The sequence below is a fragment of the Phycisphaerae bacterium genome (genome assembly GCA_024102815.1).
Classification (GTDB): Bacteria; Planctomycetota; Phycisphaerae; order UBA1845; family UBA1845; genus JAGFJJ01.
This window is the reverse complement of record JAGFJJ010000069.1, coordinates 60,645-82,766: the sequence shown is the minus strand read 5'-3', so window position 1 is coordinate 82,766 and position 22,122 is coordinate 60,645. Positions and strand designations below refer to the sequence as shown.

Annotated in this window: 19 protein-coding genes; 6 read left to right on the top strand and 13 right to left on the bottom strand. The window is 63.0% G+C overall.

Features of this window, described 5'->3' with window-relative positions:
- Positions 1 to 46 precede the first annotated feature (46 nt).
- From J5J06_16575 to J5J06_16540, 8 genes are all read right to left on the bottom strand, one after another.
- Complete coding sequence (locus J5J06_16575; protein ID MCO6438710.1) at positions 47 to 964, bottom strand: hypothetical protein; 918 nt, start codon at positions 962 to 964, stop codon at positions 47 to 49.
- Entirely contained in the window at positions 961 to 2,778 is a 1,818-nt protein-coding gene (locus J5J06_16570) for a BatD family protein (protein MCO6438709.1), read from the bottom strand. Before J5J06_16570 ends, J5J06_16575 begins: the two co-directional genes overlap by 4 nt.
- Positions 2,775 to 3,845, bottom strand: a complete 1,071-nt coding sequence (locus J5J06_16565) for a hypothetical protein (GenBank protein MCO6438708.1) — start codon at positions 3,843 to 3,845, stop codon at positions 2,775 to 2,777. Before J5J06_16565 ends, J5J06_16570 begins: the two co-directional genes overlap by 4 nt.
- On the bottom strand, positions 3,842 to 5,008 hold the full coding sequence (locus J5J06_16560) for a VWA domain-containing protein (protein MCO6438707.1): 1,167 nt from the start codon (positions 5,006 to 5,008) through the stop codon (positions 3,842 to 3,844). The genes J5J06_16565 and J5J06_16560 overlap by 4 nt, the downstream gene beginning before the upstream one ends.
- Positions 5,005 to 6,108 carry a VWA domain-containing protein gene (locus tag J5J06_16555; protein ID MCO6438706.1) on the bottom strand — a complete coding sequence of 368 codons (1,104 nt, stop codon included), beginning with the start codon at positions 6,106 to 6,108 and terminating at the stop codon, positions 5,005 to 5,007. The genes J5J06_16560 and J5J06_16555 overlap by 4 nt, the downstream gene beginning before the upstream one ends.
- A 27-nt stretch (positions 6,109 to 6,135) precedes the next feature.
- Positions 6,136 to 7,251 carry a hypothetical protein gene (locus J5J06_16550; protein ID MCO6438705.1) on the bottom strand — a complete coding sequence of 372 codons (1,116 nt, stop codon included), beginning with the start codon at positions 7,249 to 7,251 and terminating at the stop codon, positions 6,136 to 6,138.
- A 96-nt stretch (positions 7,252 to 7,347) separates the two neighbouring features.
- Entirely contained in the window at positions 7,348 to 8,223 is an 876-nt protein-coding gene (locus J5J06_16545) for a DUF58 domain-containing protein (GenBank protein ID MCO6438704.1), read from the bottom strand.
- Complete coding sequence (locus J5J06_16540; GenBank protein MCO6438703.1) at positions 8,220 to 9,218, bottom strand: MoxR family ATPase; 999 nt, start codon at positions 9,216 to 9,218, stop codon at positions 8,220 to 8,222. Before J5J06_16540 ends, J5J06_16545 begins: the two co-directional genes overlap by 4 nt.
- Positions 9,219 to 9,737: 519 nt before the next feature.
- Between J5J06_16540 and J5J06_16535 the strand changes: the two genes are divergently transcribed.
- Complete coding sequence (locus J5J06_16535; GenBank protein ID MCO6438702.1) at positions 9,738 to 10,595, top strand: PEP-CTERM sorting domain-containing protein; 858 nt, start codon at positions 9,738 to 9,740, stop codon at positions 10,593 to 10,595.
- On the opposite strand, the gene J5J06_16530 is transcribed toward J5J06_16535, so the two are convergent.
- Positions 10,592 to 11,728: a PilT/PilU family type 4a pilus ATPase gene (locus J5J06_16530; protein ID MCO6438701.1), complete on the bottom strand. Its 1,137-nt coding sequence runs from the start codon at positions 11,726 to 11,728 to the stop codon at positions 10,592 to 10,594. The two genes, J5J06_16535 and J5J06_16530, sit on opposite strands and share 4 nt — an antisense overlap.
- Positions 11,729 to 11,935: 207 nt before the next feature.
- Between J5J06_16530 and J5J06_16525 the strand changes: the two genes are divergently transcribed.
- Positions 11,936 to 12,247, top strand: coding sequence for a tetratricopeptide repeat protein (locus J5J06_16525; GenBank protein MCO6438700.1), 312 nt, complete (start codon positions 11,936 to 11,938; stop codon positions 12,245 to 12,247).
- 15 nt (positions 12,248 to 12,262) lie between these two features.
- Here J5J06_16525 and J5J06_16520 read toward each other — a convergent pair whose 3' ends face one another.
- From J5J06_16520 to panB, 3 genes are read right to left on the bottom strand one after another with little or no spacing between them, the layout of a single operon-like run.
- Positions 12,263 to 13,726 (bottom strand): hypothetical protein, encoded by a 1,464-nt coding sequence (locus tag J5J06_16520; GenBank protein ID MCO6438699.1) that lies wholly within the window; start codon positions 13,724 to 13,726, stop codon positions 12,263 to 12,265.
- 24 nt (positions 13,727 to 13,750) lie between these two features.
- The gene (locus tag J5J06_16515) at positions 13,751 to 14,149 is read right to left on the bottom strand and encodes a bifunctional nuclease family protein (GenBank protein ID MCO6438698.1); all 399 of its coding nucleotides are present in this window, start codon (positions 14,147 to 14,149) and stop codon (positions 13,751 to 13,753) included.
- A 47-nt stretch (positions 14,150 to 14,196) separates the two neighbouring features.
- On the bottom strand, positions 14,197 to 15,069 hold the full coding sequence (gene panB, locus J5J06_16510; protein MCO6438697.1) for a 3-methyl-2-oxobutanoate hydroxymethyltransferase: 873 nt from the start codon (positions 15,067 to 15,069) through the stop codon (positions 14,197 to 14,199).
- 153 nt (positions 15,070 to 15,222) lie between these two features.
- Between panB and J5J06_16505 the strand changes: the two genes are divergently transcribed.
- Together J5J06_16505 and J5J06_16500 are read left to right on the top strand one after the other, a co-directional pair.
- A complete protein-coding gene (locus tag J5J06_16505) occupies positions 15,223 to 16,428 on the top strand; it encodes an aminotransferase class III-fold pyridoxal phosphate-dependent enzyme (GenBank protein MCO6438696.1) in 1,206 nt (401 codons plus the stop codon).
- Between the two features lie 193 nt (positions 16,429 to 16,621).
- Positions 16,622 to 18,046, top strand: a complete 1,425-nt coding sequence (locus J5J06_16500; GenBank protein MCO6438695.1) for a thioredoxin domain-containing protein — start codon at positions 16,622 to 16,624, stop codon at positions 18,044 to 18,046.
- Here J5J06_16500 and J5J06_16495 read toward each other — a convergent pair.
- Positions 17,985 to 19,679 (bottom strand): alkaline phosphatase family protein, encoded by a 1,695-nt coding sequence (locus tag J5J06_16495; protein MCO6438694.1) that lies wholly within the window; start codon positions 19,677 to 19,679, stop codon positions 17,985 to 17,987. The two genes, J5J06_16500 and J5J06_16495, sit on opposite strands and share 62 nt — an antisense overlap.
- Positions 19,680 to 19,819: 140 nt before the next feature.
- On the opposite strand from J5J06_16495, the gene thyX reads away from it, so the two are divergent.
- Complete coding sequence (gene thyX / locus J5J06_16490) at positions 19,820 to 20,596, top strand: FAD-dependent thymidylate synthase (protein MCO6438693.1); 777 nt, start codon at positions 19,820 to 19,822, stop codon at positions 20,594 to 20,596.
- Positions 20,597 to 20,742: 146 nt separating this feature from the next.
- Positions 20,743 to 22,071 carry an aminotransferase class III-fold pyridoxal phosphate-dependent enzyme gene (locus J5J06_16485; GenBank protein MCO6438692.1) on the top strand — a complete coding sequence of 443 codons (1,329 nt, stop codon included), beginning with the start codon at positions 20,743 to 20,745 and terminating at the stop codon, positions 22,069 to 22,071.
- Positions 22,072 to 22,122 lie beyond the last annotated feature (51 nt).

Here is a 22,122-nt window from a genome sequence, read left to right as displayed (position 1 = left end):
TCGCGATTCTACTGAATACCACCCTTAGAACATACCAGATGGGGCATTATTCCCGCTCGGGGCGAGGCAGTGGCGTCGGGGAGCTCATTGCAAGAGAGGCCGTATCCTGCTCCGGCGTGACCAGGGCCGCCTGCTCGGACTCGATCCAGCCACGATTACCGTCCGCAAGCTCGACGTTCCACCAGCCGGCACGGCGCTCACGCACGGTGAACTCCACACCTGGCTGCAATGGCTGCTCAAACTGGCGCTGGTAGGTCTTCCCTGGGCCCTTGTATACGGTCACGTCGTGATCGAGCACGACCCCTGCCGGGGCATGCCGATTTTCCCAGCGTGTCGCGGCGGCCGATCCCAGACTTACCAGGCAAACGAATCCGAGGATCCCGGCCGCCACCACGGTCCATCGCCACGGCACCAGTACGCGCAATGCCAGCAGGAACCAGAGGCCGACCCAGCAGAACGCCCCCGCCATCAGGCGCTCGCCGGCGCTCGTCTGGTAGTGCCAGAAGAAGATGCTGTGCAGCATCGCTGAACGCGAGGAGGGCCGGATCGTGGTCAGGCTGCGGGATTGCGCCTCGCGGAGATTCTCCATAATCAGCGGATCGCGAGGGCGGTATTCCTGCGCACGGCGGTAATGGAGAATCGCCCGGCCGATGTCCCCTGCCTGAAAATAGGCGTTCCCGAGATTGTATTCGATTCGCCCGTTATGAACCCCGGCAGCGACGATGGCCTCGAATGCCTGCGCTGCGGAGCGGAAGAGCTGGCGAGCGCGCTCCGGGTTGTCATCCTGCTCTGCCTGTGCTTGTTCGAACGCGGTGACGGCCCGGTTGAGCATGGCTTGAAGATCCGTCGAGGCGGTCGCGAGCGGCTGGGGTTCGGCGCAGGAGAACCCACCCCAAAGCAGGCTCACCAGAAGCCCGGCAACCAGCTTCCGCGGAACGTCCCCGATTGTTCCAACGTGCATCATGCCGTAGCTCGCTCGATTCGATCCACCCAGGTCCGAACCCGTTTGGCGGCGTCGGAAGGACTGGTGGAGGTCTGTCCGGGCGCGTAACGCGCCGCGTCGCACAGCTCAAGAAACCCACTGACTTCGTCAACCAGCTGCAGATCGACGCCATGTTCGACCATCGCGCAGCGCACATCTCCAGGCGTAACCTCGCCCGGCGGAAGATCCAGGCGATCGGTCACGAATCCGGTCAGCGCACCCGCCAGTCTCTGGAGTTGCTCACCGGCATGGCCGTTGTGCAAAGCCGCCTGCATGCGGCGCATCGCCGCACGCCGCGCTCGCTTCCGCCGGGCCAGTCCCGCATCCGCTTCGAGGCGCCGACGCCTTCTCACGACGAGCGCCAGACCCATCCATAACGCGGGCGGGATGATCACGCTCCCCGTCCAGACGGGCGTCCATGCGACGTCATTACTTTCGAGAAGCTCTTCCGGATCGACGTAGTTGGGAGCGATGCCGCCGGAGAGCGGCTTGAGTTCCGTCGATCCGGAATCCCGCGATGCGGGGACGGTCATCGGGGCAAGCGCTGTTGCGGACGATGCCGTCGAAGGATCCACCGTAATCGGGATCGGATCGCTTTGCAGGACCGTGTAGGTTTGAGCATCCGGGTTGAAGAACGACCAGGTTATCGACGGGATTGTCTGCTCTCCCACCTGCCTCGGAAAAACCGCCCGGCGAAAGACCTTCTGACCGGATTCGATGTCTCCGATGAGCTCGTCGCCGGTGAAGTCGAACCGGCTGGCGAGTTCAGGCTGCGATGCCAGATCGGGACCGGCAACGGATTCCAGAGGGTTCCCTTGGATTGTGATCGTGAGGGTCACGGGCTGGCCCAGTTCCACATGGGTCGGCTTCGCGTCGACCTGCATCGTGTACACGCCGATGGCGCCGTTGAACGAATCCGGACGCCCTTCATCCGGCGGCGCAAGCACCGTGACGGTCACGGCATCGGCCCGGGCTGTCTCACGCTGACTGGAAGCGACTTCCAGTCGCCCGAACCAGTCTCGCGACAGTTGTGTCGGATAGTCGGCCTTGAGGAATACCGGTCCGACCTGAAGCTCCCCGACCCGGTCGGCCGTGATCTCCTTGCGAATCCGGAATATCTCGTAGAGGCGGAGTTGCCCTTGGGAATCGCGGATTCGTGTCTCCGATTTCGTGTAGCTGCCATCCGCGAAAACACCAAGCTGCGATTCGCGCAAGGAAAGCACGTTGCGAATCAGATCCAGCGGGTAGGTGCGCCCGCCGATTTCCACCTTGCGCATGCCGATGGTCAGGGACGCTGTCACCGTCTGGGAGATGTAAACAGTCCTGGGGTGGATCGTAATGTCCGCAAACATGAAGCGATCACCGCGCATTCCCGGATCGCTTTCCGACGCCTGGACCACCACGCGTACCCGATCCGACTGGTAAGAAGCGCCCCCGGCCTGGACCTCCACCGGACCAAGCTCGTACGTGCCCTCCTTCAGCGCCGTCAGCCGCATCGCATAGGTATACGTGACTGTCGATGTCTGTCGCCCGTTCACGAAGCTCATCGACTGAAACACGGAAGGCGTGGGATTGGTCAATTCCAGGCGTAGTCCGTCTGGGACATTGGCTTTCGGGGCGGCATCGGGCTGCCCGGTGTTGCGGCAGATGAGTTGCACATCCACGGCCTCGCCCGGCTCGAGTGTCGTGGCGCCCAGACGGAGTTCAACCCCCGCCTCCTGTGCGCGAACGGTCGCCGCCCCCGCCAACGCCGTCAGGACGCAAATCGCGAAAACTCTCGACCAGCGACCGATCACCAGTCTTTCTCCACCGGACTAATCGGGACCTGCGACGGCGGCTGTCGGCGGCGCTCCTGGCGCTCCCGCTGCGCCTGCATCATCTCACGAAGCCGTCGCTCCGCCTGCTCTCGGGTAGCCTGTTCCGACTTCTCCTGCTCCGTTGCCTTCGCGGCCTGCGACTCCCGCGGCATATCCTGCTGCGCGCTCGATTCTTCTGACTGCTGCTGCGACTCCGGCGAGGGCTCTTCCTGCTGCTCCTCCCGCGATGCGGACTGCTGCTGAGATTCACTTTGCTCTTGGGAGTCCTGGGGCTGCGACTGCTGCTGTTGCTCGGACTGCTCCTCCTGCTCGGATGACTGCCCCTGTTCTTGCTCTTGCTCCTTCTGCTTCTTCTCTTGCGATTGATCGCTTTGCGCCGATTGCTGCTGCTGCTGTTCCTGCGACTCCGATTCCTGCGAATCGGAATTCTGCTGCTGTTGCTGCGGTTGTTCAAGGAGCTGTTCGCGGATCATCCGGCGGAGCTGCGCGGCCTTGCGATCCGCGTCCCGCGCCGGCTCAAAGTCCGGCCGATCCTTCAAAACCGCGCGATAACGCCGCATCGCCTCCTCTAGCTTCTCCACCGCCGCCTTGGGGTCGACCTGTGGCGCCAGGGCTTCTGCATGATAGGTCGTGCCCAGACTGTACAGCGCATCGAGGGCCACGTCCGCGTCGCTGCCCGCCGCGGCCGTTTCAAATTGCTGCCTGGCGTCTTCGTAATCGCCCTCAGCGTAATATCCCAGCCCTTTCACGAAAGGCACCTGCGGAGCATCTGGCTCCAATTCCCCGGCACGATCGTAGTATTCGAGCGCCTGAGGGGCCTCGCCCTTCTTGAGCAACTGGTTGCCTTGGCGAACGGCCTCCCGAGCAGTCAGTTCATCGGGGGGCGGCAGTGCGCCAACGCCGCCGGAAGTTGTTGAACCCGTTGCTTCAGGACCCGATGGCACCGACACGCTGCCCGGCGAGGCGGCAGGCCCCGGCTGAGCGACCGCCGCGCCCGCTCCAAGAGCCGGCAGAATCAAGCTGATCAAAGCCATTCGAAGGGTCATGCCGTACCCTCCTGCATCCAGGATCGTCGGGGCAAAGGCGCACGACCCCGGCGATGGTCGGCCATGAACGCCTCGATCACCAGGAGCAACATGGCTGCTGACAGGAAATACTGGTACCGCGGGAGATGGATGCGGCGCTCCTCCGTGGAAAGTTGCGCGGTCCAGAGGTTGGCGATCTCGCTGACCAGTCGGTAAAGCCCCTGTACGGGTGCGTAGTCCCCCCCGCCCGCCGAAGCAATTCTGCGCAGACCGTCCACGTCGAGTTTCGAGAACACGATCTGGCCGTCGTACAACAGGGGCTTGGACGATGCTCCCGGCTGCGCCGGCACTTGCGCCCCCGAGACGGATGCCGGATCGCCAATACCCACGGTGAATACCCGAATGCCGTCGTCGTCGTACGCGGCCTTGGCGGCGGCAACCGCATCGCCCTCGTGATCCTCTCCATCGGTGAACAGCAGAATGGCGCGCGTCGCCTCCGGCGGCGAAGCACGGAACAGGTCTTGCGCGGCCGTGATCGCCGTGGTAATATCAGTCCCACCTCGAGGCACGTCCCCGTAGCGAACCTGTTCGAGCTTCTCCCGAAACGCCAGGTGATCGGTCGTCAGCGGAATCCGCAGCGACGCCGTACCGGCAAAGACCACCAGGGCCAGTCGATTCGCCCTTCGAAAGATCGGACGCTCCGTCAATTGCTGACGAATCGCCTGTCGTGCATATTCGAGGCGATTCGGACTCAGATCTTCTGCGAGCATGGAGCGGGACAGATCGAGCGCCACAACAATATCGACCCCGTGTACCTGGCGCTTCTCAACGGACTCTCCCCAACGCGGCCCCAGTATCGCCGCAACCAACAGCAGCAAGGCCGTGAGAAACAGACCCGCCCGCACGGCCTGGCGTCCGGGGCTGACCCGTGCCGCAAGCAGTTCCGCCAACTCGGCCTGGCTGAAGCGCCTCAGGGCCCGGGCGCGCCGATACACCCCGAAAAGAACGAGCAGAGAACCAAGCGGAACGGCGCCACCCAGCCACCACAGACCGGGATGATCGAACGGCACATTCCCCAGGTCTGTCGACGCAACGACCACAATGGCCAGCGCCATCAGCAGCAGCGGCAACCCGAGCGCCCAGAAAACCCAGGTCCAAAAAGGATAGAGTCCCGTCCGTTTCATGGCAGTCTTCGAAAGCGCGTTTGGCTCAGGAGCAATTCAAGCAGCAACAGCGATAACCCGGTCAACATGGCGACGTTCGCGGCGAATACGTCGTCCTGGTACACACGCTCCCCGGTCTGGACGCGTTCCAGCCGATCGATTTCGTCGTAGATGGTCACCAGCGACTCCGTATCGGTGGCACGGAAATACTTGCCGCCCGTCGCATCGGCGATTCGTTGCAGCGTTACCTCGTCAACCTCGGCGGCACGCATGAACAGGCCGCGCCGCTGCGGAGCGTTGCCCGCTGCCCCGATGGTGTAAATCCGAATGCCCAACGTCGCGGCGACCCGCGCCGCCTCCACCGGATCGGGCGATGTCTCCGCGAATTGCTTGGCCGGGTTGTCCTGACCGTCCGTCAGGAGAATCATGATGCGGCTCTTGGCCGGTTCCGCGCCGGGTACGCCGGCGGCGGCCAGCTCTCCTGCACGGCGGAGATCGTCGGTCGCCTTGACAATTGCATCGCCCAGCGCCGTGTTCTCCGCCTCGGGGTCGTCCCGAACCTGTCGCCCGTTCACCCATCCGGGAATCTCCGTGGCATGCAGCAAGTCGATGAGGCTGCCGTGGTCGAGCGTGAGCGGGCATCGCGTGTCGGCGTACATCGCGAAGGTGGTCATGCCGATGAGATCATTCTCGCGCCCGGGCAGAGGCCCTCGACCCAGGACAAAATCTTCGAATACGCGTTTGACCGCGTCGAGCCGCCGCACGCGACGCTGGTCGATGACGAAGTCCTCCGTAGCCATGCTGCCCGACACATCAAGCACCATCTGGATCGCGATGCCCTCGCGCGTGGCACGATACTCTCCTCCTGCCTGAGGGCGGGCGAGAGCGACAACCAATGCGACGATTGCCAAAGTCCTCAAGAGCAGCGGCAGGCTTCGCAGACGGGTGATCCAGGTCGATCCAATCGTGCGCAGGAAGGGCGTTCCGCTGTATCGCATCGTCGCCCGCGTACGCAACCACCGGGCGCGCAGCCAGATCAGCGGGATAGCCACGAGGAACCCCACGCACAACCAGGCGAACAACGGTCCCGGTGCGAAGCGATCCTGAAGAAACTCAATCACCCTCGACCACATATCCGGTCTTTGGCCTCATCGCGCCGCCGCGATATCACGGTGTGGAGCGCGGCCGTTTCCTTCTGCAATTGGCTGGACTGCCGTTGTACGATCAACAAACTCATTCGCTGCAGAGACCAGTGCCTCGGCCTGCGCCCGACCCGGGCGATAGGCGGCATATTTCACCAGATCGCACGCTTCGAGAAACCGTCCCAACTCGTCGGAAAGCTCCATTCCGAAGCGGCCGTCCATTGCGGCCGCGGCAAGGAACTCCTCCGTGGTCATTTCCGGAGCGCTGACGTGGAACCGCCGTTCGATATACCCGCGGACGATATCGCTGAGCTCGTAGTGAAATTCGCGGAACATCTCGCGCGTGAGGTAATCGCGGGCGAGCAACTCAGCCAGCCTCTGACGTGCCCAGACGTGCGCGGGTGGAGCCGGCTCGGCGGGCGCGGCCACGCCGGTCACGCGCGTTCGCATGCCCTCCAGCCACCGCCGCAGCGCCGGAAGCCATCGCGAGAGCAGGAAAATAAGCGCTCCGCTGATCGCAACGGCACCGATCGCCAGCAACGGCCCAAGCCACCACCACCGGCTCCATCGCGGGGGTAGCTCCACGGGGTCGAGCACGAGGATCTTGCGGAGTTCAGCCTCGGCGGTTGCCGTGCCGCCGGCATCAACCACGGTGACATCGGCCGCCCCCGTCTTCAGCGTCTGCAACTCACCTTCCTCGCCCTTGCCGATCGGAGGCGCATAGTACAGCGTGGCCGCGGGCAATTCGTATTCGCCGGGCAGCAGGAATTCGATCTGGTACGTTTGTCGCCACGCAAGCCGGTCCTCTCCGACCGGCAGACTGGATTGCCGCTCCTGCCGTGTAACCCGCCAATCGTAGGCGTGCTCGCTCTGCCCCAGCGCAACGGCGTAGTCAGATAGCGTCACGACATACCGCGCGTCGGCCACAGCTTCGACCGTTACGGTTGCCGACTGTCCCGCCGTCAGCTCGGCCGGTGAAACCGTCAGGCGGAGTTCCACGGCGCCGTCCGTTGATTTCGCCGCGAGTTCCAGCGGCTTCGATTCGTTCTCAGCCGCCGGCTGCTTTCCACCGCATCCACCAATGATTGCCAGCGAACCCGCGAAACATGCCGCGAGGACCATGCGTAACCGCCAATCGGCAGGTAGACGCCCTGAATTCGGCTTGGGGCGCCGGCTGATTTGACGTGGTTGCGGCCGCACCATCATTGCACACCACCTCTACCGGCGTCGCTCTCGATCGCGGAAGAACCGAACGAGTGGTTCGACATAAGGCTGATCCGTACGAATAGGAATGGCCGTTGTGTCCATGCGTCGAAACATCGTGTCCCGTGCAGCACTGAGCCGTCTCATGCGCTCCGCGAATCGAGCGCGAACGCGCCGGCTCGACGTATCGGCCAGCAGGACTTCCCCGGACTCCGGATCCTCCAATTCAATCAGCCCGACGTTCGGAAGCTCCCACTCCCGCGGATCGCTCATGACCAATGGAATGAGATCATGGCGCCGGGCAGCGACGCGCAACGTCTGCTCATATCCGCCTGCCAGGAAGTCGCTGATCAGGAAGCACACCGACTTCCGTACCGTCACCCTGTTCAGAAACGCCATCGCTTCGGCAATATCCGTCCCACGGCCCTGGGGTTTGTGATAGAGCAGCTCGCGGATGATGCGGAGCACATGGCGTGTGCCCTTCTTCGCCGGTACGTACTGCTCAACGCGGTCGGTAAAGAGGATCAGGCCCACCTTGTCGTTGCTGCGAATGGCCGAGAACGCCAGCACGGCTCCCAGCTCCGCCGCCACATCGAGTTTGAATTGCCGCCCGCTGCCGAAAAGTCCCGAGGGACTCGCGTCGACCACGAGCATGACCGTCAACTCCCGTTCTTCACGGAATTTCTTGATGAACGGTTCGCCGTAGCGCGCCGAGACGTTCCAGTCGATGAGGCGCACGTCGTCACCGTACTGGTATGGGCTGACCTCCTCGAACTCCATCCCCCGGCCTCGAAATGCCGAGTGATACCGCCCCGCCAATACATCATTCACCGTCCGCGAGGTGCGGATCTGAATCTGGCGCACCTTCTTGAGAACTTCGCGCGGAATCATGGGACGGGAACATTTTCCAGGATGGTGCGGACCACGTCGTCCGAGGACTTCTCTTCGGCTTCGGCCTCGTAGGTCAGAATGACCCGGTGGCGAAGGACATCCATGGCCACGGTCTTGACGTCCTGCGGGGTCACGTACCCGCGACCGGACAGGAACGCCGTCGCCTTGGCACCGAGCGTCAGCGCCAGCGTCGCCCGCGGCGACGCCCCGAACTGGATCCAATCCTTGATGGAAAGCCCGAATGACTTCGGGTCGCGCGTCGCATGCACGAGATCGACCACGTAGTCCTTGATCTTGTCATCAATGTAAATCTCGTCCACCACGGCGCGGGCGTCGGCGATGTCGGAGGGGGCCATGACCGGCTCGATGTCCAGGTCCGGCGCCGTCGTGGCCATGCGGTCCAGAATCATCCGCTCTTCGTCGCGGTTCGGATAATTCACCACGACCTTCATCATGAAGCGGTCAACCTGCGCCTCCGGAAGCGGATACGTTCCTTCCTGCTCGATGGGGTTTTGTGTCGCCAGGACCAGGAAAGGCTCGTCGAGCGTGAACGTCTCTTTCCCAATCGTAACCTGCCGTTCCTGCATGGCCTCCAGCAGCGCCGACTGCACTTTCGCCGGAGCGCGGTTGATCTCGTCCGCGAGGATCAGATTCGCGAAGATCGGCCCCTTCTGCACCACGAAGTCGCCCACGTTCGGGCGATAGATCATCGTGCCGATCAGGTCCGCCGGAAGAAGGTCCGGAGTGAACTGCAATCGCTGGAAGCTCGTCCGGATTCCGCGCGCCAGGCACGCCACTGCGGTCGTTTTCGCCAGGCCCGGCACACCCTCGATCAGTAGATGACCATTGGATAGCAACCCAACGAACATGCGGTGCAATAGCTGATCCTGACCGACGATCACGCGATGCATCTGTTCGAGGAGCAACCGAAACGGCTGGCTGCGCTCCGCCACCTGAGCGCCGATCTGCTTCACATCCACTTGCGCGGTGATCATGAACCTTCGACTCCTTCGTAAGTCACGGCGACTGCCCTACGCTGCGGCGCCCCTTCGGCAGCCTGCGCAGTTCATGCATAGACCACCCTCCGATGGTAGAAGAGTCAACCCTTCACACATCACGTGATACGCAGGTGTTTCGTTAAACACTCCGGCAAATCAGCACGATCTTGAAGACGACTTACTCTAACACGAACTGTCGGCACATCCCGCGAATGTGACAGGAGCGTGACGATCATGCGCTCAGCTGCCTCGATGCGGGCGACACCTCGCGACAAGCTTCGACATCCCTTCAGGAACCGGAGAATCGACAACGCTGCTCATCGCTCCCCCCGGGAGCCGCTTGTCCGATAACGCAGTATCGCTAATTGTGTGACGCGGCCCCGTTTTGGTTTCCAGAGTGCGATCCTGCCGCCGGACCGCGACCTTGGAGTCTCCCCAGATCTTTAGCCGCGCCATTCTTGCGATGGACGCGCCTCAGCCGATACACTGGTAACCGAGGCACGGGAGCAACTGGATATGAAATTTCACAGATTCATCGGGCTCACGGCACTTGCGGTAATCGTCTGGTCGACCGCGCCCGCGCGTGCCGGCGCGGTTCGAGAAACCGCCGGCGTTCTTCGCTATTTCAACTACAGCCTCGCGGGCCGCCACAATCGCCTGAGTGGCGGGTACGATTTCCTGATCAACAACCAGTTCCAGGGCAACACGATCAGCTACGGCATCGGAAAATTCACACTCGAGGGTCCTGTCTCGCTTCAAGTCAACACGGGCACGCGCGGGCTCCGCACCCTGGACGTCTCCTTCCGCACCGCACTCAATGGCCAGCTCCCTGCCTCGCCAATCGACTACCTCATCACGAACGACGTTGGCGCGCAGGCTTCCGCAACCACCGGATCCCTGCTGATCGACGCCAACTTTTCGATCAACCAGCTCGGCTACTACGATCTCGACCTGACCTGGTCGTCTCGGCAGGACACGGCCGCGCAAGGCATACTCACGGACGCGGGAAGCATGAGCGATTTTGACCTGGGTCCGATCCGCGCGCGGGGCAATATCTACTTCGATGTCCTCGGCGTGCTGACCGATCCCTTCTTCGAGGCGGCAGGAATCGCCAATCCCTTCGAAGCGCTCTCCGGAAGGCAGACGCTCTCGTCCGTTTTTCAGAGCCTCAGCGATAGAGCGGCGAACCAACTCTCCGAGGCGGCCGCGGCGGCGTCTTCGCTGACCTCTCGAACGGCCCCTGCCGGCAACTCTCCGGCGGCGGTCGGCCCGGTGGGTGCGCGGACCGTCGTGCCGGAGCCCGCAACGATGTTACTCCTCGTACCTGGGCTGGCTTTGGTCGGCTTTGCTTACCGGAGGATAAGAGCGGCCTAGGTCGACCGCGAACGCACCTTTCCAATCAGGCTGGTGTGGGCGGCCTTGATACCCTTCACTGCGGAAGCCAGCGATTCCCTGCTCGGGGCATAGTCCATCGCCGTGTCGTAATGGACGAGCTCTTTTTCCACGAGTTCACATAGCGACAGCGTGAAATTGTGCATGCCGTCGTCCACGCTCTGGGCGATGATGGCGGGCAGGTCTCCGTCTTCCTCACGAACGATCTTGTCTTTCACGATGGGGTTGCTCAACAGCACCTCGGTCGCCGGGAATCGCGTTCCCTTGTCGATACCCGGAAGGAGGCGCTGGCAGAAGATCGCCTTGAGACTGTTGGCCAGTGAAGACCGGATGAAGTGGTGCTCTTCACGGGGAAAGAACTCCAGGATGCGGGCGAACGTCTGCTGCACATCGGAAACGTGCAACGAGCCCAGCACGAGGTGTCCCGTTTCCGCAGCCTGGAGCGCCGCGCGCATGGTGTTCTTGTCTCGCAGCTCGCCGATCAGAATGCAGTCCGGATCCTGCCGCACGACAAAGCGCATCGCTTCCTCGTAGTTGGGCACGTCAATGCCGATTTCGCGCTGGGCGATGATGGACTTTCGCGGCGTGAAGGCATACTCGATCGGGTCTTCCACCGTAATCACGTGCATCGCCCGATGCTGATTGATGTACTCGAGCATGGCCGCAAGCGTGCTGCTCTTGCCCGAGCCGGTCACGCCGCTGACCAGGATCAGCCCCTCGAAGCACTTCGTGATCGTGTCGTAATAGACCTTGGGCAGGTGCAGGTCTTCAAACGAGGGAATGTTGCTCTGCACACGGCGCACCGCTGCATGCAGCTCGCCCATCGAGCGGTAGACATTGATCCGGAAACGATCCCCTGTCGGGCCGCGCGTGGAAAAGTCCAGGTCACCGGCGGCAAATTCCTCCCGACGGGATTCGGGTACCAGTTCGAGAAACATCTCCTCGACGAAGCGGGTATCCGGCAGCGGCGCCATGTCCACCTTGCGCAGGTGCCCGGCGATGCGGTAATAAGGCGCGTAGCGGACTTTGACGTGAAGATCGGAAGCACCGAGCTGGCCCATGCCGCCCAGCAGCTTCTCCATCGTCTCCTTCGGAGAGGTCGGTTGTTCGCTCAAGGAAGATACTCCACGTCGCCCTGCGGGAATGCAGTGCATTGGGCGATCACGTACTCGAGTGCCCCAATTCTATGCGGCGTTATTTGGGCGATCAAATTCGCCCATTGACCACGCCGCCCGCCCCCTCCTACAGTGCGGCCGCTGACCGCCGTTGCTTTGGACGGGCATTGCGACGTTGCGGTTCCTTCTCTTGATTCGGAAATTCTGATGCCCAGACGTGATCAACTCGAGAAAATGCTCCAGGCCGAACCGGGGGACGTCTTTCTGAACTTCGCCCTGGCCATGGAACTGCTCAAGAATGGGGAAACCGACACGGCCCTTCACCAGTTCGACCGCGTCATCGAGCTGGATCGAAACTACGTAGCCGCGTACTTCCAGAAAGCCCAGCTTCTGTCCGAATTGGGCCGAACGGCGGATGCCCGCGCGGTACTCGAATCCGGCTTGCATGCCGCCCGGAACGTCGGAGACTCGCACGCCGAAATGGAACTCGGTGATTTTCTCGCCCAGCTCGATGAATGATGGCCGGAGGACGGCTCAGCTCCGAATCAGCTCCGCCCCGACGGCAGCGCTTCCGGCCGGCGCCGCGGGAATCCACCGCGCCCGTCTGCCGCTACGTTCTTCGTAGGCTCCCAGCACCGACCTGGCGGCCTCCTTCGAATCCGCATCGTCTTTCATCAGAACGCATACCAGTCCGCCGCAGCCTTGCCCGCTGACCTTGGCCCCATGGACTACCTGACGCAAACGCGATTCGCGGAGCAGCCGCACCAAGAGGTCCGTCTCCACGGAACCCAGGGCGCATCGCTGGCCGTAGCTCCAGTGCGATGCCGCACATAGTTCCGCCAATTTCTTTGTCCAGAGGCCGCGATCGCCGTCACGTGGAGAACGCATACCCTCGGCAAACTCGACGGCGCGGGCATGCTCATAGATGTGGTGCTCGGTCCGCGAACGGACCTTGTACACCGTATTCTCCGCAATCACCGCGAGAACATCGTCAAGCGGGCCAAATTTGTCCAGATAATCTCGCCCACGAAGCTTCGTGGGAAGGCGGTCACGGAATCGCGCCACGTAATCGCCAACGCTGACCCGGCTCAGTGCCCCGTTACTCCCCAGGGGTTCACCATCTTCGTGCGTGACAATGCGATCGATCAGCACGCGCCCCATGACGCTGGCCGCCCGCACTTGCATGCAGCGCGCCGACCAGTCGCTGTCGAAGGCGCCGCCCTGAACTCCGACGACGGAAAGTCCGTCAGGAAGCGGAATGGTATCGACCGGCTTGCACGGCTCGCCGCGCAACGCCACGACCGACCCGCTCTTTCCGCACAGCACAGCGCCCGCCGACGAACTCCCGATGGGAAAGGCCAACCAGTCGGTAACGACCCGATGGCATGCCGCGGCGATTTCCTCGCGCGACCCCACGCCACCTTGGATGCGCGACATCGCCAAAATCGTGGCGCCGGCAACTGCGGCCAGCCGGCCTCCGCATGGCCCGCCTCGATCCGACTCCGCGGCCCCCAGGATCAGCCCGCCTGGAACCGGCGCGACAATCCCGCTGCGAACGCCTTCGACCACCGCGCCGATCATCGCCGTGAGCACCGCGTCGGCGTGCTCGCCGACCAGCGCCCGCCCCCGGACGGCATCCACGACCGCCCCGCCGGGAAACAACGACTCCATCCGCAGATCGATGCTCAAACGCTCGCCACCGTTCCGCGCCGCGGAACGCACCGTCAGCGTGCCGCCGTCATGACACTCCCCGGCCACGCAGGCATGGTCCGCCAGAGGAGTCAGCAGAACCAGTGAGCCTGCGAAATCGGCAGCGCCGCCAAAAATGTCGATAGTGACCGGGCAGCGCGCTACCGCGCAGTCAGACCTTCGAGGGAGCAGTGAAAGCGCTTCCGCGGCAAGCGGAGAGATGGGATGCTTGGGCGATCCTTCGCCGATCAGTGTCGCGGGCTCTTCCGGGGTCTGGCGACGTAGCTGGGTTGGCTGTTCGACCTTCATGCCCCACGTACCACCAGTTGAAGTTCAGCATACTTCGCGAAGAACCGACTCGTCGACGTAGATCGGAGCGTCCGTGCCCACGCCGACCGCAATGGCGTCGGACGGCCGAGAGTCGACCTCCAGCAGTTCACCATCACGGCGGATGACCAGCTTGGCATAAAACGTGGAGTCCCGCAACTCGTGAATGACGACATGCTCGAGTTGACAGTCCATTTCATCAACAAGGTTCTCGATCAGATCATGCGTCATGGGACGCGGGGGCACGGCACCACGACTGCGCCGGTCGATGGCGTAGGCCTCGTGAACCCCGATCAGGATGGGAAATGCGCGCTCCCCGTCCACCTCGCGGAGCACGATCATCGACATCTTTTCCTCTTCCGAGTCAACGATGACGATGCGCGCCAACTGCATTCGCACAAGCATAAGTTCACTCGCCGACAAGGCGAAAGCTATTCTCCCAGCCGCTCTTGTCAATCGCTGAATGCGTCGCTGCTGTCCAAAAGCGACTGAAAGCGCTCCAGTTCCTGAGGATCCATATGCACGCCGGATTCCACGGTCGGGAAAATTCCGTCACGAACCTCGCCCGCATACGACCGGAATGCGTCCACCAGAACCTGATGCAGCTGCGCATAAACCTTCACCGAACGCGGGGGGTGCCCCTCGCCGTAACCGAGCATATCGTGCAAGACCATCACCTGGGCGTCGCAGTACGGACCGGATGCAATCCCGACCACCGGTAGTACGGTTCCCTCGGAAATGATCTTCGCAAGTTCGACCGGCACCGCCTCAAGCAGTAGGGCGACTGCCCCGGCCGACTCCATCATCTTGGCGTCCTCAGCGATACGCGCCGCGTCCTCCGCCTCGCGCCCCTGAACGCGGTATCCGCCAAGCGATTGGATGGACTGCGGACGAAGTCCCAGATGGGCCATCACCGGAATCGACGCACCCGACAACGCTTCCACCGTCCGCAAGTGGCGACGATCGACCTCCAGTTTGACGCAGTCGCACCCCGCACGGGCCATGAATTTCCCCGCGTTGCGAACCGCATCTTCAATGCTCACCTGATAACTCAGGAAAGGCATGTCCCCGACAAGATAGGCAGACGGCGCGCCCCGGCGAACGGCCTCGGCAATCGTAACCATGTGGTCCAGCTCTGCCGGAAGCGTAGTCGGGTGGCCGAGGCACACCTCGGCGTACGTATCTCCGACCAGCAGCGACTCCACCCCGGCCTCTTCCATGAGCTTGGCCGTGGCGTGGTCGTAGCAGGTCAGCATCGCGAAGCGCCGACCCTCGCGCTTCCGCGCTCGCAACTGGCTGATCGTGATCCGCTGAAGCTTTGCCATCGACTTGAAGGATACGGACGCCCGATGGACCTGACAAGGATGCCCGCGAGCCGCCGAACCGAAAAACCGCCTCAGCCGCCTCCGAAACGGCGACTTCGCACCATTTCGGCGTATCGGATCGACAGAGCCGGCCGCGCGACTTACGATCGTACCATGCCCACGCCCACGAAGGAAAAGCAGGCTGACTCCAAATCGCGTGCCCTGATCCGCAGCGCGAACGTCCTCGCCAACCGCACCGCGGAGTCGTCCACGGGGGGTGTTCAGGAACCGGTTCTCGCCCGCGGCGCAGGCGCAACCGTCACCGATGTCGATGGTCGTGAATACGTCGACTTCGACGGCTGCGGCGGTGATCTGATCCTGGGGCACGCCGACGAGCGCCTCGTTGTCGCCGTGGATAAGGCCGTCGCCCGAGGCGTCCGCTTGCCTTCCATGACGGAAGCCCATATCCGGCTCGCGGAACTGATTGCCAGCCGATTCGCATCGATTGACACGCTGGCATTTTCAACGACCGCCCGTTCCGCCTGCCGGCACGCCGTCCAAGCCGTGAAGGCGTTCACCAAGCGTGACCGCGTCGTTGTGGTCGGCGGGTCGGCGCATTTCGAGAAGCTGAAACTTGGTGACACAGGCGTGGAACTTGCCCCGGCCGGCTTGGAAGCCGTAATCAACCGGCTCGCGAATACCGATGAATTCGCCGCCGTCTTCGTCGATCCGATCACCACGTCGAAAGGCCTGGCTTTCGTCGACGCGGCTTTCCTCGCTGAACTTCGCGCCGAATGCGATAAGACCGGGACGCTCGTCATCCTCGATGAAACGAAGACCGGCGTTCGGGCGGGCATTGGTGGTGCCTCCTCGCATCTCGGCTTTCGTCCCGATCTGACCGTCCTGGGCCCGTCGCTTGCCGGAGGGTTGCCCATGGGCGTCGTCGGCGGACGACGCGACATCGTACAATCGGTGCCCTTCGGCGAATGTCCCGAGAACGAATGGCCCAGCCTCCTGTCCTGTGCGGCCGCCGGCGTCGTACTCCAGGCTGTCGCCGAACCCGACTTCTTCAAGAACCTTGAACAAGTCAGTGCGTCATTGGAAACCGGACTCCGTCAGATTCTCGAGGATTCGAAGATCCCGCTTGTGGTCAGCCGGATCGACAGCCTCCTTCAGGTTCATTCCCCGGAAGGCTCCTCCGATGGCGAGACGCAAGCGGCATGGGTTCGGTTTCGAAGGGCCGCACTTGCCGCCGGCATGTTCTGGCCTTGCAGCCCCCGCAGTCCCGCGTCTGTTTCCTCGGCGCACGCCGGCGAACACATCGAACGCTCACTTGGCGCCTTGCGTCAAACCGTTTCGAATCCAGACGCGACCCCATGATGGCCTTGTGACGCGCTTGTGCGCCTGCGGTCCGGAAGTTCCGCCGGAAAATCGATGAATCCGGCGGCTATCGCCGACGAGGCCCGTGCCTCGTATCATGCCCTCCGGTCTCGCGCGGCCGCCCGCCGTCCCAACGGCTGAGGCGCACGCCGCCGCAAATTGGAGTTTGTACGGAACAAGAAGAGAAGAACTGATGCGCCGGACCTTTTCCATCATCGCGGCTTTCCTTGCGCTCATTGCCGCCTGGATCTCGTTTGAACTGCTCGTCAAACACGTCAGCGGGCACGAGGGAGCGCCCTGGTTCGCGGCACTTTGTACGGATCAGCCCAACAGCCGCATGAACTGCGACGCCGTGCTGCGCAGCCCGTACAGCGTGTTCCCGCCTCAGAGACCCGGTGAACCCGTCACCAATTCAATCCCGGTCGCGTTCCTTGGCCTGGCCTACTACTCCGTACTGGCTTGTTGGCTCATCGCCGTCGGGCCTGTCTCGCATCGACGATGGTATTACCACCTGTTGCCCGTGGGACTGGTATCGCTCGGGCTGCTCGGCTCGGCCTACTACATGTGGGTCATGTTCACGAAGCTGAACGAATGGTGTCCCTGGTGCGCCATTACGCACGGAATGAACCTGCTGATCGCCCTCGGGGTGTTTGCCGTCTGGCCCCGCCGGACCGCAGCGGGAGAGGACGGCGCATCGTCAGCGAAGCCGGATCGTCGTCCCGCAATGGCACCCTATCCAACCCACCAGTTGGCCCTGGTCACCGTAGCCCTGATGATCGCCGTATTCTATGCCCAGGTCTACATCTTCAAGAGCGCCGTCCGAGCCCAGTCGGCGACCGTTCACAAAATCAATTTCGATGGGTGCATGGCCGAGCTCAATCGCGTGATCGCCGACGGCAATGCGCTCGTGTTTCTTTGGATGCAATCCCCCAAGCAGGAACTCCCCATCCGCCCCGACGATGCGATTCGAATCCATGCCGAGCAAGTCGAGTATCTGGTCCCGGCGATGATCTTCAGCGATTTCCAATGTTCGAGCTGTCGCAGGGCCGGCAAGTTCCTCGATGAGCAGGTCCAACCGCTTTTCGGTGGCCACCTCGCCGTCGTTTACCGCCATTACCCGCTCGACAAGTCCTGCAACCCGTACGTCCAGAACAATATGCATCCGCACGCCTGCGAGGGCTCAAGGTGGGCCGAAGCGGCCCGCGTCGTGGTTGGCCTCCCCGCATTCTGGAAGGCCCACGACTACATCTACGAACATCAGGATGAACTCGCGGCGGGAACCATGACTGCCGAGCACGTTGCCAAGGCCGTTGGCGCGGATCCCGAGGCCTTTGTGGCCGCCGCCAACTCGGAGGAAGTCAAGCAGCGGATCCGTGCAGACATCGAATTGGGAGCTAGGCTCCAGCTCGGCGCAACGCCCACCGTCTATTTCCAAGGCCGGAGAATCGACAAGCTTGCCGTAAAAAGCCTCGGCTTCTGGGACAGACTCGCCGAGCAATACTGGATTCAGCGGGATGTGCCCCGCCCGGAGAGTGCGATGCTGAAAAAGGATGAAGCTACTGAAGGTAGCCCAGGTCCGTCAGGCGCTCCGTCACCTGGCGAAGCTCCTCCTCATTGAACACGGCTTTGGCCACGGGAACCCTCGCCGCGGACGACGCCGCCTCCTTCTCCACAACCGGGGCCTCGCTGAACAGTTCCGTCAGCACGCGACCCTGCATATCACTCGGAACGCGCTGCCCGAGCATCGTGAGAATCGTCGGCGCGCAATCCGCAAGATGGGCACGAACGCCCTTCGCATGACGGACGCCCGGTCCGCCGGCGATAAGAACACCTTCCGACCGATGCGTACCCTCCAGCTTTCGATACGGTAGCCACCGGACCGGCGCCCGACCTCGAATCTTCCGCACCACGGCCAGCGACTCGTGCGGCGTCAACATCAAATCCGGCATCCACGGCTGCTCCTCCCGGCTGCAACCGTAGAGATCCTCGGGCTTGTGCACGGCGCGGAACAGCTTGATGCGGCGCCCTTGCGGATCGACCGCTTCGCAATCACGGCCCAGGAACCGTTCACACAACTCTTCACGCAGCGATTCGTACTCCGAAGGTGGAACGACCCCCGTCGGCTGTCGACCCTCCAGATTGATGTACAAGAAACCGGCCATGCCCGCGTGCATCACGCATGCTTGAGTCTGCGTGAAGTCCACCGCCAGGTCCCTCGCCAGATCGTCATGCGCTTCGAATTTCCGGCGTCGCCGCAGCAGCCGATCCGCCAGCGAACGCACGCGCGTCACTTCCTGCGCCCCTCCGCCGCGCAATCGCAGATAGCCCCATCGTTCCAGAAGCAGGTTGGGCTGGACCTTTCCCTCCAGGCTCCCGTGACCATGATCGGAGACGATCATCACGGCCGCATCGTGCTCCGCGGCGTAGTCGAGCAACCGCCCCACCGCCTCGTCCATCCGTCCGAAGCAGGCCTTCACCGCGTCGCGCCGTTGCGGCTTCCCATCCGCCCAGCGCGGATCGATGTACTTCCACGTCTTGTGCTGAAGGTTGTCCACCAGCTTGAGCACCACCATCAACACGTCCCAGCCAAATCGGTCCCCCAGGTAGAAGGACATCTCCGCCCCTTGATCGAAGCTCCGGCTGATGTAATCCAGGTTGGTCCTGAACTGATCGTCGCCGCCCAGCGTGCTCCGCCGCCACTTGGCTCGAAGCGTGGGATCAGGCCAACGGGAGAGAATGTCCTCGCGAATCTCGGCCGGGTAGGCAAACGGACTGTCCGGACCGGGCGTCTCGAATCCGCTCACCACGAAGCCGTTCACCGGCATCGGCGGGTACGTCATCGGAACGTTCACGCTTCCGACACGGAATCCTGCCTCGCTGAGAATCGCCCAAAGGTGCCGGACATGCCCCAGCGAAATCGTGCTGTTGAAGATCAGACGGTGAGTCGGCGGATCGTAACGCTCGAAGTCGAGAATGCCGTGCAACCCCGGCTGCTTCCCGGTCAGAAACGTCGTCCACGCGGCCGGCGTAATCGGCGGCGTCGTGGACTCCAGAATCCCCGATGCTCCCGTCCGGACCAACTCCGCCAGACGAGGCAAGCGCCCCTCCTCGATCAACGGGCCCAGCACGTCGAACGTCGCCCCGTCCAGCCCGATGATCATCACCTTCGGCGCCGTACCGGGCAGCGGACGATTCGGCGAGGTCGGGTACTTCGACGTTGAATCCGGCGGGCTGTTCGATTCGGCAGGCATCCGCCCAAGGCTATCGACGCGCGCCCTCCCTTGCAACGAAGCTCGCATGACGCCGATCGTCCCCTCCGCTAGAATCGCCTCCCCGACTTCGTCAGGACCGGAGTCACGCAATCACGGAAAACGTTCAGGAGGCCGCCGCCATGAAGATCCATCGTCGCCCCACCGCCTACCTCGTCGGCCGACCCTCCCTGAACGACACGGAACTCAAGAGCTTCCTCGATGCTCACGAGGTCTCCGACTGGTCCACGGACACCGATCGCGCCGGACAACTCCTGCCCGAAGTCGCCGGCCGACTCTGCTACATGAGCTTCGCCAAGCCTCGCCCCGGCGGGAACTCGGCCTACCTCGACCACATCCGCGAGGTCCGCCACGGCAGCGTGCTCGAGCACAGCAACTGGAGCTTCATCTTCACCGGTGTTTCGAGATCGCTCACCCACGAACTTGTCCGCCACCGGGCCGGTTTCGCCTACTCCCAATTGTCCCAGCGCTACGTCGACGAATCCGTCGCCGAGTTCGTCGAGCCCGCCTGCATCGCCGGAGACCCCGAGCTCCACCAGACCTGGCTTACCGCCGTCGAACGGGCCCAGGAAGCCTACGTCAAGCTGGTTAACGGCTTACACGAGAAGTTCTCGGACGTGGAAGACCGCACCCTCCGCCGCAAAATGGCCCGCCAGGCCGCAAGATCCGTGCTCCCCAACGCGACCGAGACCAAGATCTTCGTCACCGCCAACGCCCGCGCCTGGCGGCACTTCATCGAGCTGCGCTGCAACGAGCACGCCGAGACGGAAATCCGCACCCTCGCGGCCGAGGTCGTGCGCATCCTCCAGAAAGAAGCCCCGAACATCTTCGGTGATTACGAACTCGTTGACCTCCCCGACGGCACACAAGCCGCTCGGACCCCCAACGCCAAGGTCTGACGACCCCGCGATTCGTCGCGGCACGACGGTTGCAGGACGTTCCTCACCGTTTCGATGGATACCCGGGACGGACTTCGACAAACATCGCATTCCAGCCATTCTGTCGATAAGATGGGTGGATTCGCCGGTCCAACAGGAGATTGCCTATGCTGAGCGTTAAGCCCGACCACATGCCGGAAAAAGACAAGTCGTCAGCCCACTGGATCGGCCCCGCGCCCGCGATCGAATCCGCCCTGCCCGGACCGACCGCCGGTGAATTCGTCCGCCGGGACCAGACCGTGAGCTCCCCTTCCAACACACGGGACTATCCGCTCGTGGTCAAGCGCGCCTCAGGATCGGTCATCGAGGACACCGACGGCAACCGCTTCCTCGACTTCGCCGCGGGAATCGCCGTCTGCTCCACCGGCCACTGCCACCCCAAAGTCGTTGAGGCCATCGAGCGCCAGGCCCGCTCCCTCATCCATATCTGCGGCAGCGACTTCTACTACCCCGTCATGGTCGAGCTCATGGAGAAGCTCGCCGCCATCACCCCCGGCTCACACAAAAAGCGCGTGCTGCTCACCAACAGCGGAGCCGAGGCGGTCGAGGCAACCATCAAGCTCACCCGACACAATACACGCCGCAAGTACATCATCGCCTTCCACGGCGCGTTCCACGGCCGGACCATGGGCGCCCTGTCGCTCACCTGCTCCAAGGCCCGTCAGAAGGAGTTCTTCGGCCCCCTCGTCCCCATGACCGACCACGTCGCCTACGGCGATGTCGACGCCATCGAGAACGTCCTCTTCAAATACAAGATGAACCCCGAGGAAGTCGCCGCAATCTTCGTCGAAGCGCTTCAGGGCGAAGGCGGCTACCACGTCGCCCCGCCGGGATTCCTCGCCCGCCTCCGCGAGCTCTGCGACAAGCACGGCATACTTCTCGTCTGCGACGAGATTCAGTCCGGCGCCGGCCGGACCGGCAAGTGGTTCGCCTTTCAGCACTTCGACGTCGTCCCCGACGTCGTCCTTATGGCCAAGGGCATGGCCAGCGGAATGCCCATCGGTGCCGTCATCACCAGCGATAAGATCATGGCCTGGCCGCCCGGAGCCCAGGGCAGCACCTTCGGCGGAAACCCCGTCTGCTGCGCGGCCGCCGTCGCCACGCTGGAACTCATCGAGAAGGAGTTCATGGCCAACGCCGTCCAGCGCGGCCCGCAACTGATGAACGGCCTGAAAGCCATCGCCGAGAAACGCAAGTCCATTGCCAACGTGCGCGGACTGGGACTGATGATCGGTGTCGATGTGGTGAACACCCGCACCGGCAAGTTCGATCCCAAACTCCGCGCCAAGATTCTCCAAGGCGCATTCAACCGCGGCCTGGTCCTGCTCGGCTGCGGCGAGACGGCCATCCGCTTCGCCCCGCCACTGTGCATCAACGACGCCCAGATCGACGTAGGCCTGCGCATCCTCGACGAAACTCTGGCGGCGGAGGGGTAGAAGCAAGAGATGGACGAAGCCCAAAAGACAATCCCAATCTATTGACTTCTG